The organism is Pseudoalteromonas sp. Z1A2 (assembly GCF_011378755.1).
Classification (GTDB): domain Bacteria; phylum Pseudomonadota; class Gammaproteobacteria; order Enterobacterales; family Alteromonadaceae; genus Pseudoalteromonas; species Pseudoalteromonas distincta.
In genome coordinates, this window is record NZ_WTKX01000017.1 from 18,079 (window position 1) to 32,188 (window position 14,110).

General features: G+C 37.3%; 12 protein-coding genes and 1 pseudogene. 4 read left to right on the forward strand and 9 right to left on the reverse strand.

Translation table 11 applies throughout. The features are described 5' to 3' along the window. Positions 1 to 26 precede the first annotated feature (26 nt). Both GQR47_RS12545 and GQR47_RS12550 read left to right on the forward strand, forming a co-directional pair. A complete protein-coding gene (locus GQR47_RS12545) occupies positions 27 to 440 on the forward strand; it encodes a S24 family peptidase (RefSeq protein WP_004334808.1) in 414 nt (137 codons plus the stop codon). Then, positions 428 to 1,687, forward strand: a complete 1,260-nt coding sequence (locus GQR47_RS12550) for a Y-family DNA polymerase (protein ID WP_165723856.1) — start codon at positions 428 to 430, stop codon at positions 1,685 to 1,687. Before GQR47_RS12545 ends, GQR47_RS12550 begins: the two co-directional genes overlap by 13 nt. Positions 1,688 to 1,707: 20 nt before the next feature. Here the strand turns inward: GQR47_RS12550 and GQR47_RS12555 are convergent, their stop codons facing one another. The 5 genes from GQR47_RS12555 to GQR47_RS12575 all read right to left on the reverse strand — a co-directional run bounded on the left by GQR47_RS12555 (position 1,708) and on the right by GQR47_RS12575 (position 3,894). Next, complete coding sequence (locus GQR47_RS12555) at positions 1,708 to 2,169, reverse strand: hypothetical protein (protein ID WP_165723857.1); 462 nt, start codon at positions 2,167 to 2,169, stop codon at positions 1,708 to 1,710. A 438-nt stretch (positions 2,170 to 2,607) separates the two neighbouring features. Next, a complete protein-coding gene (locus GQR47_RS12560; RefSeq protein ID WP_024598177.1) occupies positions 2,608 to 3,126 on the reverse strand; it encodes a DUF4240 domain-containing protein in 519 nt (172 codons plus the stop codon). Continuing rightward, the gene (locus GQR47_RS12565) at positions 3,126 to 3,317 is read right to left on the reverse strand and encodes a YwbE family protein (protein ID WP_004334795.1); all 192 of its coding nucleotides are present in this window, start codon (positions 3,315 to 3,317) and stop codon (positions 3,126 to 3,128) included. Before GQR47_RS12565 ends, GQR47_RS12560 begins: the two co-directional genes overlap by 1 nt. Positions 3,318 to 3,385: 68 nt before the next feature. After that, entirely contained in the window at positions 3,386 to 3,667 is a 282-nt protein-coding gene (locus GQR47_RS12570) for a hypothetical protein (protein ID WP_165723858.1), read from the reverse strand. A gap of 14 nt (positions 3,668 to 3,681) precedes the next feature. Continuing rightward, positions 3,682 to 3,894, reverse strand: a complete 213-nt coding sequence (locus GQR47_RS12575; RefSeq protein WP_007583226.1) for a hypothetical protein — start codon at positions 3,892 to 3,894, stop codon at positions 3,682 to 3,684. A 100-nt stretch (positions 3,895 to 3,994) separates the two neighbouring features. Between GQR47_RS12575 and GQR47_RS12580 the strand changes: the two genes are divergently transcribed. Further along, complete coding sequence (locus tag GQR47_RS12580) at positions 3,995 to 4,804, forward strand: ion transporter (protein WP_165723859.1); 810 nt, start codon at positions 3,995 to 3,997, stop codon at positions 4,802 to 4,804. A gap of 88 nt (positions 4,805 to 4,892) precedes the next feature. Here the strand turns inward: GQR47_RS12580 and GQR47_RS12585 are convergent. Further along, positions 4,893 to 6,007: pseudogene (locus GQR47_RS12585) on the reverse strand (DUF748 domain-containing protein). Between the two features lie 477 nt (positions 6,008 to 6,484). Here GQR47_RS12585 and GQR47_RS12590 point away from each other — a divergent pair. Beyond that, the gene (locus GQR47_RS12590; RefSeq protein ID WP_165723860.1) at positions 6,485 to 7,645 is read left to right on the forward strand and encodes a GGDEF domain-containing protein; all 1,161 of its coding nucleotides are present in this window, start codon (positions 6,485 to 6,487) and stop codon (positions 7,643 to 7,645) included. Between the two features lie 151 nt (positions 7,646 to 7,796). Here GQR47_RS12590 and GQR47_RS12595 read toward each other — a convergent pair whose 3' ends face one another. From GQR47_RS12595 to GQR47_RS12605, 3 genes are all read right to left on the reverse strand, one after another. Then, the gene (locus GQR47_RS12595) at positions 7,797 to 9,686 is read right to left on the reverse strand and encodes a bifunctional diguanylate cyclase/phosphodiesterase (RefSeq protein WP_206016107.1); all 1,890 of its coding nucleotides are present in this window, start codon (positions 9,684 to 9,686) and stop codon (positions 7,797 to 7,799) included. A 338-nt stretch (positions 9,687 to 10,024) separates the two neighbouring features. Continuing rightward, positions 10,025 to 11,164, reverse strand: coding sequence for an aspartate-semialdehyde dehydrogenase (gene asd / locus GQR47_RS12600; RefSeq protein ID WP_165723862.1), 1,140 nt, complete (start codon positions 11,162 to 11,164; stop codon positions 10,025 to 10,027). Positions 11,165 to 11,367: 203 nt separating this feature from the next. Next, positions 11,368 to 14,064: a TonB-dependent receptor gene (locus tag GQR47_RS12605; protein WP_138490090.1), complete on the reverse strand. Its 2,697-nt coding sequence runs from the start codon at positions 14,062 to 14,064 to the stop codon at positions 11,368 to 11,370. Positions 14,065 to 14,110 lie beyond the last annotated feature (46 nt).

Consider the following 14,110-nt stretch of genomic DNA (forward strand, 5'->3'; position numbering starts at 1 on the left):
ACAGTATATGCGTTTTAGGTTGTGTTATGTTTGTCATTCCCATTTATATAGAAGCAGGCGTGTGTGGTTTTGAATCGCCCGCAGCGCAGTACACCGAGCTAGGTGTAACCCTTGATGAGCTTTTAATAAAGCACCCAAATGCTACCTTTATTGGCCTAGCATCGGGTAACTCTATGCAAGAAGTCGGAATTTTTGAAGGGGACTTATTAGTTATCGACCGTGCAGAGCCTGCAGAAAATGGTGACGTTATTGTTGCTAACTTAAATGGTCTTTTTGTATGCAAACTGCTTGATAAAACCAATGCGCGGCTGCTTTCAGCGTCTTCTTTACATAAGCCTGTACAACTCACCTCTGCAGACGAGTTTCAGCTCGAAGGCGTAGTAACGCTATCAATAAGAATGCACAGGCAAAGCCCAGAGTTACTAAAATGTATGCCTTAGTTGATGCTGTGTCGTTTTATGCCAGTGCCGAAAAAGTATTTGACCCTGCTATTCGATCAAAACCCGTGGTTGTACTTACCAATAACGATGGCTGTGTATGCGCTATTTGCCCTATTGCTCGGCGCTTAAATATTCCTAAATTTGGCCCGTACTTTAAAGTTAAGCATTTACTTGAGCAAAACAACGTTGTTATTCGCTCTAGCAATTACGAGCTTTATGCTGATTTAAGCGACAAAATGATGAATATCATCGCTCGCTTTTGCGATACACAGCACATATACAGTATTGATGAATCGTTTTTGCACTTTGATGGCTACACATCATTAATTAAAGACTGGCATGAATACGGTCATACAATAAGGCGCACAGTATGGCGCGAAACAAAGCTTCCTGTAGGTGTAGGTTTTGGCCCGACCCCTACTTTAGCAAAAGCCGCTAACCATGCCGCTAAAAAGCTCAGTGGTTTTAATGGTGTAGCTGTAATAAATAACGAGCAAACTCGCCAAGCTATTTTACAAAGAATGAGCTGCGAAGATGTCTGGGGAATAGGTCGGCGGCTAGCTAAAAAGCTTAAAATAATGAATATACACACCGCCTGGGAGCTTGCTCAGCAAAACCCTAGAGCAATGCGCCGTGCATTTAGTGTGGTGGTTGAACGTACAGTAAGCGAGCTTAACGGAATAACATGTTTAAACTGGGATGATGTACGACAAGACAAGCGGGAGATTTATTCGACCCGTAGTTTTGGAGAGCGCATATGCGAGCCAATAGCCCTTAAAACGGCGCTAATTAACCATGTAACCACAGTGGCTAATAAACTAAGAGCGCAACGCTCTCTCACTCACCAGCTTTATATTTTTGCAGCCAGTGGCGCGCACGAAAACAGATATTATAAAAAGTCGTTTGTGTATAAGTTCCCCTCACCCACTAACGACACCTGTGTAATGGCTAATGCTGTATCTGAGGTATTTAATGAGATTTATAAACCGGGGATCCGATTTTATAAGTGTGGTGTGGGTGCTGTAGAGCTAATATCAGAACAGTTTCAGCAAAGTGACTTGTTTAATAAAAGCCCTGATAATCCAAAGCTTATGCAATGCCTAGATACAATAAACAATCGATACGGGAAAGGGATGCTCAGCCTTGCAAGCAGTAAATTAAATGACCGATGGCACATGAACCGTGACTTTTTATCGCCGCAGTACACTACACGTTGGCGCGATATTCCTAAAATATACTGCGAGTGATTTACTACTTAGTAGATACTTTATTTGCTCTCGTCTGCTTTTTTAAATGTGCACTCTACACTAGGTTCGCTTAACGTGTATTTTAGTGTGTTATCAGCTAAAAATTTGATACTTTGACTGATTGTTTTTTCGTTTGCAGGGCTTTCACAACGGCTCATTCTTAAGCCGTTTTCAAGGCCATCACTTTTATATTTAAGCGTGCTGGTTATAAAGCAAAAGTTTGGTTTTTTAATGGTTCGGGTACCATTGTGGAGCGATCCAAATACAATTTGCTCACCAAGTTTAAAACCAGCACTTAAATCACTTTCATCTGTCAAACTCAAATTGCTGTTAACGCATAACCCTGAGTTGCTCGACACAACTTCGTAGGCTCCCAATTTTGACTTTAAAAGCGGTATAAATCGTGTTTTATTACTCGGCTCAGAAAAAGCATTTGCACTTGTAAAAGCGACAGTTAATAAAGCGAGTGTTAAATATTTCATTTCGTGGGTGTATCCTCGTGAGTCAGCGTGTTAAATAATAGCAAAATGCCTAATCACCTAGCTTTTATAACTTTTAACAACTATAACAGAGATTTACTATAAAAGGAGAGAAGTCGTATTCAGGAACTAAGACACGAGCAGCTAAGGGAGCTTTGCTCGACTATACTGATTCTTACATGTGTGTAAGCCAGTAAGATAACGCAAGAGCAATTACCGATCCCATTAGGTTACAAACCTCGTGCCACAAATAAATCCCTTAGATTGAACACATTTAAATCCACAAAGATTCATCCTAGATACTGCATTACAAACCATTTTGCTGTTAAGTACTTTAGTTAATACGTACTTAAACAACAAAACGATTTATATCAATGCGCTTACTTGTAGGGAAATTAAACTCATTAAATTGTTTAAATAGCGCACAAATTACTATTTATTTTATTGCCAGTACTTTGCAAATAATAACGGGTAGCTTTGCTTTAAAAACTTAGGTTTGTCTTTAAAACGTTTGCCTTTGGGTTCATCGCTGCCTGATGGAATAAACGGTAATTCGTCTTCGCTGCGTTCTTCAAATAATAAACCGGCTATTAAATCATACTCATCAATATACGGGTAAGGCTGCTCATTTAAGTAATAAACAGGTGTACACTGCGCTAACGAATCAGCATTTTCTAAAGCGTTTTCGAAAACTGTTTTACCACGCGAAATTAACCAACATCTAAACTCACTAAAACCGTAATCGTCGTTACATCCAGCCATCACAAAAGCGGCACCAAATAAATCCCAGGTAAAACACTTGCGCATATGTATGCCAAAATGCTTATCAAAATCAATAAGGTGTTGATCGCTTAAATCATTAAGTTTAGTTTTTAGGTTATCGCTCACACTTTGCGGATCGAGCCCTAAATCAGGCGTTGTTACTAATTCCCAAAAAGCCTGTTCTGTTAACGCTGCCATTATAAAATCTCTTTTACTCGGCCAACTTGACCATCTTCTAAACGTACTTTAATGCCGTGTGGGTGGTTTGGTGATTTTGTTAAAAGGCGCTCAACCACACCCTCTGTTAATGTGCCGCTGCGTTGATCTTCTTTTAATACAATATTTACTGTGGTACCTGGTGAAATTTGCGAACGCGAAGGAACAGCCATAATTTAAACCCTAAAAATAATTTATCTAATTATAACGTCCATGTGGTGTCATACCAACTAAACCGCTGTTAATTGGCTAAAAATGAGATGTGTGCTGGTTTTGCGTTCAACTTAATAGCTGCTAGCTGGCTAAGTATAATCTGCGTTAACTCATCAAGTTGCGGTTTTGCATCTTCACGGGCTACCTCATCAATAAAGTAACATTGTACTTTTAACGTATTGGCCTCATTATTTAAATCAATGGTATGCGTTAGATAATCAAAACCAATTACGCTTTCTTTTATTGCTTCGCATGCATTAGTAAGTGCTAGTCTAATGTGCTTATCGCGCTGCTTTTGAGTTTTAGTCATAATATAAAGGTTACTTATTTAGTTTCTGCTTGTTGCTGTTTTTTAAACTCTTCGTAGTTAGAATCTTGTTTATCTAAGCATTCGTAATATTCTTTGTCAGCTTTATAGTTACACTCATCAAGGCGCGCCGATTGAACTTCATGAAAACGCGCATCAGAGCTACAACCTGCTAAAACACATAATCCAACAATAAGTAATGCGCTACTTTTTAGTTTATTGATAAACATTAAATTTCCTTACACTTTCTATATCGAAAAAGCGTTAAATTATTACAGTATTATTGTATATTAGCGCCATAAAATCTTAATCTCCAAAGGATCTATTTCTATGATGTCGCAGTTACAAAAGTTGTTTCAGCGTATAGACAAAAGCAAGATATTTCAATCATTTGTTATAGCTGTAATTATTGTTTCTGCCCTGACAGTAGGTGCGCACACTTACTCACTACATCCTACCGTAGAGCTTGCTCTAAATTGGATGGACGTTGGCATTACCGCATTCTTTTTAATTGAACTAGTAATCCGCTTTATTGCAAGTAAAGGCATAAAACATTTTTTTTCTAAAGGATGGAACATATTCGACACCATCATAGTATTGGGCAGTTTATATCCTGCTGCTGGCTCTACTATGTTAATTGCTCGATTACTTCGCATATTTAGAGTACTGCGATTGGTATCGATGATCCCAGAGCTGCGCTTATTAGTTAATTCATTGCTTAAAGCCATTCCACAAATGGGTTATATAGCCCTATTAATGTTTGTTATTTTTTATATATACGCTGCAATGGGCAGCATGATGTTTGCTGAAATAAACCCCGTACTTTGGCAAGATGTTTCAATCTCCATGCTTACTCTGTTTAGGGTGGCAACATTTGAAGATTGGACCGACATAATGTATGAAACAATGGCGGTGTACGAACTAAGCTGGATTTATTACCTTACGTTTATATTTTTAACCGCATTTGTATTTTTAAATATGATGGTAGGTGCCATTTTAGAAGTAATGAGTGAAGAGCACCGCAAAGCGCGAGAAGAGCTCGCAGACGACAGCTCATTACCTGCAACGCAAGGGCAAGTAAACGAACTACAATCCCAAATTGCTGAGCTTAAAGAGCTATTTAGTAACCGCAAAAACTAATCTGAGAAAAGTACTAAAGCACCCACTTAAAGTTTAAAAAGTGGGTGCAGCTTAAGTATTTAACTAAAACGAACATTACCAAAGAGCTTTAATTCTCCTCGTTATCAGATTTTTCATCCGTATCTTCAAAAGAAATAACGTTATCTACTTTCATTTTAAACGCATCAAAAAATGCGTTTTCTAATACCGAAATCACAGCTTGAAAAGTCGAAACATCCGTATTATCTAATTGCCCCTCTATAGGGATACGTGCAGCAACAAGTTTAGACTCATCGTTTTCGAGTATAGAGCCCAGTAAATCAACACTGCCTTCAAATATGGCCGTAAATATTCCATCGTCATCTTTTTCTATATCTTCGCGCCACGAGAACACACTCAAGTTTTGAACGCCCGCTTTTACATAACCATTTAAGTTATTGTCTTTAGCCACCAATTCCATAGCGCCATCAATGCCACCCGCTTCAATATCAAAAGGCGTGTATACCTTAAATACAGTATCGAGGTTTTTAACAGAGAAACGCTGTACCTCTGCGTTAAAATCAAAATTGGCTTGTTTGCTAAAGGGATCTAATTTGCCATCAAACTTTAATGCGGCCTCCCCCATTAATGCACCTTCTACGCTTAGAGTAGTCACTAGTGTTTTTGATAGGTTTTGCGCGTTGGTTATATTTTCAATTCGAGCGTTGATATTTGATATAAAAGTGGGTTTTTCACCACTATTCGTTGAGTTAACTTGCCTTGCTCAATTGTTAAGGTATCAATAGAAAACAGTACTAAATTATTGGCGAGACCTACCCAAGTAGTTTCGTCTTTTACTTGTTTATTTTGCTCAGAAGCATTGGGGTCTTTATCATAAATAACTATTTTAGGACGCGTAAACGCCATGTTTGTTACTAAATTCCCTTTTAAAAGGGCTGACCACGCAAGTGAAAAATCGAGAGTTTGAATACTCAGCAAAGGCTTAGGAGCTGAAGTTGCATCAACAGCATAAATTTCAACGTCGTCAATTGCGTAGGCACCGCGATATAAAAACAAATCTACGTCACCAACATGCCCAGTAACACCTTGTGTGTGTTTTAGCTGATAATTTACGTAGTGCTGAACTACATAAGGCGCGGCTATTCGCGTTAGTATAAGTAACACAACCAGCGCTATTACACCTTTAAGGTATTTGTCGTGAAATATTTTGGATGAAAAATGCATTGTAATTTCCTTTACTAAAAACGGGGGGCTTTTGACCTTTCAGGGTTAAATTTTTCTATATAAAGGGCTGCGTATGTTTAATATTTATTTTTATAAAGCACTTATGAAGATAGCCACACAACATAAACTCTGCTTTACCTAAAACCTAAACGTACAGCTACAAATTTAACCTAGAAGAATAAATAAGCCCTAGCTGAATTCTTTAATTAAGCAAATAAATAAACGTGTAAAAATTACTAATAATTGTAATTTAAATACCTGTTAGGAATAAAATTATAAACAAAGCAAAGCCATATAAGCTTAAAGCTCTAAACAACAGTTATTACAGCAAGGGATATACCACTATTCAAATACACAACTTAAGAAATGATTGCATACATATCTATTTACAATTTAGCTAACTAATAACCGGCGTTAGGTCGAATAAACCGCTTTCATCTACTAAAGTAAAATTAACGCAAACAAGAATAAAAATACATGAATCCTATTTTTTATATATTAGTTACCCTCTTTTTCACCAGTATTATTTGGTCTGTCATATTTTTAATGTCGTGGTATACGTTAGGTAAAAAGCAATATGCCATGCTTTGGACAATCGCATTTGCATTCTCTGCATGCCAATGGGCAACAATGTTGGCAGAACCATTATTTAACTCAAACACATTATATTGGATGTTAGGAAGTAGCTTCTCTGTAGGTTCAGTACTGCTAGGTACGTGGGGGCATTGCATTAGGGTAAACTCGGGTATAAAAATTCGCTATTTAATTATCTCAGCAATAGTTACTCTTGCTGCTGTCTATTATTTTACAGCTATATATGTGCATGTTGGCTTATTTATGTCCTTGTATGTGTATTATGATGTGATTTTACTTGTACTCAATGCAGTTATTATTTTCAGGCATAAACAAAAATCACTTCCTGCCGAAATAGGCGCTAGTATTACTTATACGCTATGTGGATTACTTTTATTTGTTGCAGCAAGCATAGCGTTACTGCAAGGCAGCCAAGTAAATGAAGAATATATAGCGCTGTATACATTAATTAATTTTATTACTGTCCCTACTGCACATGTAGGCATGGCCGTATTCATAATATTTATGATGGCATCAGATTTAGCTGAAAAAATGAACCATCTTGCAATGAGCGACGAACTTACAGGCTGCTTAAATAGGCGTGGATTCTATAATAAAAGCCAAGAGCAACTAAAAGATAAACTTAATAATTATAACTACGTCAGCTTAATTTATTGGGATATAGATAAATTTAAAAAAATAAACGATGAATTTGGACATGCAGGTGGTGATTTAGTTTTAGTTGAAGCTGCAAAAATAATGCAAAACTGCATAAACCCATGTGATTTATTTGGCCGCATTGGCGGCGAAGAATTTGCTTTATTAATAGCAAGAAACGACGAATCGTCAGCTAAAGATCTTCCCGAAAAACTAAGAAGTGCACTGGCCAGTTACCCAATTCATTTTAACGATAAAGTAATTAATGTAACGGCAAGTTTTGGCGTAATAAATATTAAATGTAATAAAACGACAATTGAGAGTGCAATAAATGAAGCAGATAAAGCACTCTACCATGCCAAGAATGAAGGGCGTAATCAGGTGGCTCATGTGAATACATTAAGTTAATAAAAGTTCATTATTACTAGGGGTATTGACCTTTAGCGACTGATTTTTCAGTAGCAGGATTATGTACAAAGCATGATGAAAACGCTAAACAAAACGCACGGCACTGTTGGATCATCCCTACATAAACAAACTTTATGAAAAAGTCAGCGCTCTAACTAATAAGTTTAAGCGCGTCGGCAAATCTAACTGGTTTACTGAATATGAAACCTTGATACTTATCAATTTGTAAGCTTTGTAATAACGTTAACTGAGCTGGGCTTTCTACGCCCTCCGCTATTACTTGGCAACCTATCATATGCGACATGTTAGTTACCGCAGATACAATACTTTTATCTTTTGAGCATTCACAAATGTTATCAATATAAGATTTATCTATTTTAATGTAATCAACTGACAACTCTTTTAAAACCGATATAGAAGAAAACCCGGTACCAAAGTCATCAATAGAAATACGCACTCCAGTATTTTTTATGGCCGTAATCACTTTTGACAAATACGGTAAATTTTTAATCATGACTGTTTCTGTTATTTCTAAATGCACATTGTATGGTTTAACTGCGTATCTATTTAAAAGCGCAACTAAAAAATCTAAAAAGTTATGGTTTTCTAGTTGCAACACCGACACATTAATCGACAATCCAATATTACTATTTACGGCATTTAGCCTACTTAAGCTCGCAATAGCTTGCTCTAGTACAAATTCGCCGAGTATATTAATTTTTCCATATCGCTCTGCAATATCTATAAATTCTGAAGGGGGAATAAATTCATCATTAAACTGCCAACGAAGTAGTACTTCAAACGTAGTTATTTCATTTGTGCTTATATCAACAATAGGTTGATAGCACAGATGAAAGTCACCTTTTTCTACGCACTCTTTAATTGAGCTGCGAAGTACTTCTTCTCTTTTAAGCGATTCATGCATTCGCTCGTCAAATACCGATATTTCATTACGGCTTTTCTTACCTTCATACATAGCTACATCAGCGTATTTAATAGCCTCTGCAAGATTAAAATTTTCGCGCGTAAAATACAGCCCAACCTTAAAAGAGGGATTTACTTGATAGCTGTCCATGCTTACTGTTTTCGTTAAGGTTTTAACTAATCTAAAAACACAGTCAAAAAGTTCGTCTTCGGTGTTAGTGCGAGAATAAAAAATAAACTCATCACCTCCCCATCGACAAGCAATAAAGTCGCCTTGGGTTTGTGTTTCAACTAATCGTTTACCTGTTTGAGCCAGCACAAAATCACCAAAATCGTGACCGTATTTATCGTTGATGATTTTAAAGTCATCCATATCTAAAAATAAAACAGCTTTAATATCATCATTTTGATTGGCTAAATCAAGTTCAACATTAGAAACAAAGCTCCCCCTGTTAAACAATTTAGTTAGGTTGTCTTTTTGCTCTAAAGAAATTATTTGTTCGGTACGAAGTTGCACTTCGTTTTCTAAGTTTTCAATAAATTGATCTAACTTAAGTTCGTTATTAATTGATGATTTTACATCTTTTGCACTACGTGAAGCCGTTATAAAACACAAAATAAACCATAAAACGAGCCCTAAAACACCTAGTACATTCTCATCTTCAATAGGCTGTAAAAGTAATAAAATACTAAAAGGAACCAATAAGCAGGTTATATACGACAAGGAGGAACGAATATCTGAAGCTAAAACATTAACGCCTCCACCAGCAAGGGAGCTAAAAACAACCAATGATACAAATTTTTCCTGCATTTGCATGTTTTCATAAAACAAAATAGGAAAAACAGCCCATGTTAAAGCCGTTAATAATAAACCTATAAAATACAGATGATATTTAAAAGCATGGGTGTTGTTAACAAATACATGGCTTGCTATTCGAAGTAATGAAATAAATGATAACGTAAAAAGCCAATAAAGTTTTTCTTGCGAGGCGCTGTGGTTAATACTGCTAAAAATAAGAAAACAAGAAACAACCGTGTTTATAGCAATTGCAGAACTAAAATAGGAGCTAACAAATGCTAATCGCTTATTGGCAAAGTTATTTGTGTGAGAGGTCATTAATGTTACTTGAATAGGCTGTTGCACAATGTAAACAGTTTACTTAAGTTCAATAATAAACAAAAGTGAACATTCATAAAAAAGTATTGTTTTAGCCTCTTAAGCGGTTTTATAAGTCATTAAACTAAAAAGGGCTGGCAAATTGCCAACCCCTTTTGTTAATACTGATTATATATTATACCAATTCGCTTAATTAAGTGATCTATTTTGAGGGAAGAAAATCGTGTCGATAACAAGGCAAAAATTTCGTTATTTAGTTGTTCTATATCAAAAATATTTAACGTAGTTAACGTCAGATTTAACCCCTCAAATTGATTAAGTATTATTGCGAATTGGTATTACTCACCATCAACAATTATGCGTAGCATACGACGAAGTGGCTCTGCCGCGCCCCATAAAAGCTGATCGCCAACTGTAAATGCGCTAATGTATTTTGGTCCCATAGCTAATTTACGAATACGCCCAACAGGAATGCTTAAAGTGCCCGTTACTTTAACCGGTGTTAAGTCTGTGGCACTAATTTCACGCTCGTTTGGAATTACCTTAACCCACTCATTATGAGACGCTAAAATTTCTTCAATTTTTTCTACGCTAATATCTTCACGTAATTTAATGGTCATCGCTTGTGAATGACAACGCATAGCGCCAATACGTACACATAAACCATCAATAGGTACTGGTTGCTTAGAAGAGCCTAAAATTTTATTGGCTTCTACTTGCGCTTTCCATTCTTCTTTAGACTGACCGCTTGGCATAGGTACGTCAATCCACGGGATTAAACTGCCCGCTAATGGCACACCAAATTGGTCTTGTGGTAAGTCATTTGACGCCATTGTTTGACTGACTATTTTATCAATTTCTAAAATAGCAGAACTTGGGTTATCTAATTGCTCAGCAACACTTGCATGAATAGCGCCCATTTGTGCAATAAGCTCTTTCATATTTCGTGCACCAGCACCAGAGGCTGCTTGGTAAGTCATTGGGCTTACCCATTCAATTAGGTCTTGCTCAAACAAACCACCTAGTGCAAGTAGCATTAGCGATACTGTACAGTTACCGCCAACAAACGTTTTAACGCCTTGCTCTAAGCCTTGTTCAATAACATCTTTGTTTACGGGATCTAGCACTATTATGCTGTCCTCACTCATACGCAGTGCTGAAGCTGCATCAATCCAGTAACCATCCCAACCCGACTCGCGTAATTTTGGATATACCGCATTGGTGTAGTCACCGCCTTGGCAAGTAACAATAATATCCATTTTAGCAAGTTCGCTAATGTCACTTGCATCTAGCAATGGTTTTGCGTCGCCTGCTATATCAGGGCCTAGTTGACCCGCTTGTGAGGTGGTGAAAAAGGTGGTGTCGATATGGGCAAAATCACTTTGCTGCTGCATACGTTCTAATAACACAGAGCCAACCATGCCACGCCAACCGACTAATCCTACTTTTTTCATTGTTTGTTCCACTGTTTGATTCATAAAAGATGCCTTAATACATTAAAAATTAAATTCATTGCGTGAGATTTAATTTTCATTAACGTCAAAATAACACCACCAGCGCGCTAAAACTAGTGAATAAAGTAGAACTTAAATATTTTTCATAGTCATAAAAAAGCCCTGTATTAAATACAGGGCTAATAGGTAATTAGGTTTTATTATATCCCCCTTCCTTGGGTAGAAAATTAAAACTCGTAGCTAAAGCTTAAACTAAACTCAGTGCCTTCTTCTTGACGCCAAAGTGTTAAGTTTTCTTGTTCAATTTCTTTTTCTTGGCCAAGTATATTTTTAACTTTAAAATTAACTTTAGTATTAAAGTTAGGGAAGTAAGAATAAACTAAATCAAGAGAATGAAATGACTTTTCTTCTGCGTCTTCGTTACCACGCGTACCTGGTACGATTATGCGCGGCCCAAACACGTTATAAACAACTGAGGTAGAATGAAAACCATCGGCAGAGTCATAACCCATTTGTAAGTTTGCTACCCATTCAGAATGACCAACTAAACGACGTTTATTATTAGTAACAATGTTAGAAACAGAGTCAGCTTCCAACGCCTCTTTTAGTTGTTGTTCAAATAATGAATCAACCCCATCAGCATCGTTTATGCCAAGCTCAACACTTGAATCCGATAGAGTAACGTTACCTGATAAAAATATGGCAGATAAATCATTATGAATAAAACTAAAGTCAGTTAAAAAGTCTACCTCAATACCTGTTAGTTCACCCGACTGCGCATTTGCTGTTAGTAATTGCGGAGCAGCTCCACCAACACCCGCTAACTCAACCATTTCAATTGGGTTTTCAATATCTTTATAAAACAAAGCAACTGATAGATTGTTTCCTGAAGGCATGTACCACTCAAACCTAAAGTCAGCATTTTTTAGCTTAGAGCTTTGAAGTGTAGGCGAGCCTCGCACTAAAAACTCTGTTAGTGGGTCAACATAATAAGTTGAGCTTACATCACGCATATCTGGGCGAATCGTCGTTTCACTTAAGTTTAAGCGAAACTGCATTTCTTCATCCATAATATAAGTAATTGCTAAAGAAGGAAAAAAGTTATCTTCTTTTATTGCAACTTCGCTCACTTCTTCAATTGTTCCATCAAAGAAATTAGTATGAGCCTGAAAAGGCACTGATATTTGAGAAAAGTCTTCCCAACGAATACCACCGGTTATACGCCATGTGTTTTCGTAGAAAAAGTCGGCCATAAAATAATAAGCGTCTAACTTATGTGCAGCGCTGTACTTATCACCATCTGCGGTACCATCATCAAAAATACCAGAGCCTGTAATACTTGTATAAAACTCACTATTAGCTAAATTTTCGTCAGAAAAAATTTGGTCTATGTTTGAGCCAAATGTATATTCATCTGTTATACCACGGTGCGTAATACCAAATTGAATATTACTTGCATCACGTTTTTTTTCAGAAAAATCGCCACCCACCTTAAGCTCTAACTCATAGCCATCACCATAAAACGGGATGCCCATATTCCAACCATACGTATCTACGTCATCATGCAAAGTTTGATAATCACGCGTTACGTTAGTAGCAGCAACATCTTGTAACTGCTCTGATTCAAATACACCATCATTTAAGTTAGTTTGAAAAACAACATCTAACGCACCTGGAGCATCCCTGTTGGCGCGGCTTGTACCTGCATACCAATCAAAAAATAAATTTTCTAATTCAGGAAAATTATGCGTCCCTTTGAGCTGCGTAGAGAACATTTCACGCTCTTCATACATAACGTCAACACGGCGTAACTCAGTAACACCTTCTTCAGACTCGTTAGCATCGAAAAAGTCACGATTACGCACTCTGTCACTCATATCATGAAGAGCTATATTCGTTAGTTCAAATTTATGGTTATTATTAAATTCATAACCTAAATTTAATGTGCCACTCCAACGAACGGTTTGTTCAGTAGATATGCCATCATAAGTTTGTGCAAAACATTTGTCTTCGCAGCCCAAACTACCTAAATTTGTACCGCTTTGCTCTTTAACTACTTCCCATTCATTGTCATAGGAAACAGCTGCAAGAACGCCAAAAGTACCTACTTCAGACTCAAACCTATCACCTAGTGCTACTGAAAAATTCATGCCTGGATCAACGTCTTTCTCAGTAGGTCCAACTTGCCAATCTAGAGATTGTAGGAGCGCTTGACGCTGCTCAAGCGTAGTACTGCTGTCACCTTCAAGTCCTGCATCACTTTTAAGCGCTGTAGAAATTAATGAAGGTAAAGCACGTGTACCATCATCGCGCCCCATCCAATCATCATCACCACCACTGTAAAAATAACCGGTGTCACTGTTAGAGGTGTTATATGAAGTACCTAACTGTATTTTAAACAAAAAATCAGAAGGAATAGATTTGGTGCGTATATTTACATTACCACCACCAAAGTGCGCTGGCATATCAGGAGAAAACGATTTCTGCACACTTAAACTTTCAATAATATCCGATGGAAATAAATCCAGTGGAACAACTGATCGAGTGGGATCTGGGCTTGGAACATACATGCTATTAAGTTGGGTACTTGAATAACGCTCACCCAAACCACGAACATAAATATATTTACCATCGACTAAGGTTAAACCAGTCACACGACGAAGCGCTGAAGCTGCATCGCCATCACCTGTGCGTGATATTTGATCAGCACCCATAATATCAGCAACAAATGCCTGATTTTGACGCTCTTGCAGTACCGCACCCGCACTGCCTTTTAATCGTTGCCCTACAGCAACAACTTCTTCTATTTCTTGCTCTTCGGCTTCGGCTGCTATAGCTGTGTTTACTGATAGCCCCATAATTGCAGCCATAACTGCGCAATTTAGTTTACAAAGAACAAGAGAAGAGGGTTTAAAAGATTTCATTTTTATACTCCGAAACAAAACAAGACATTAGCCGAGCTTTCGCTCG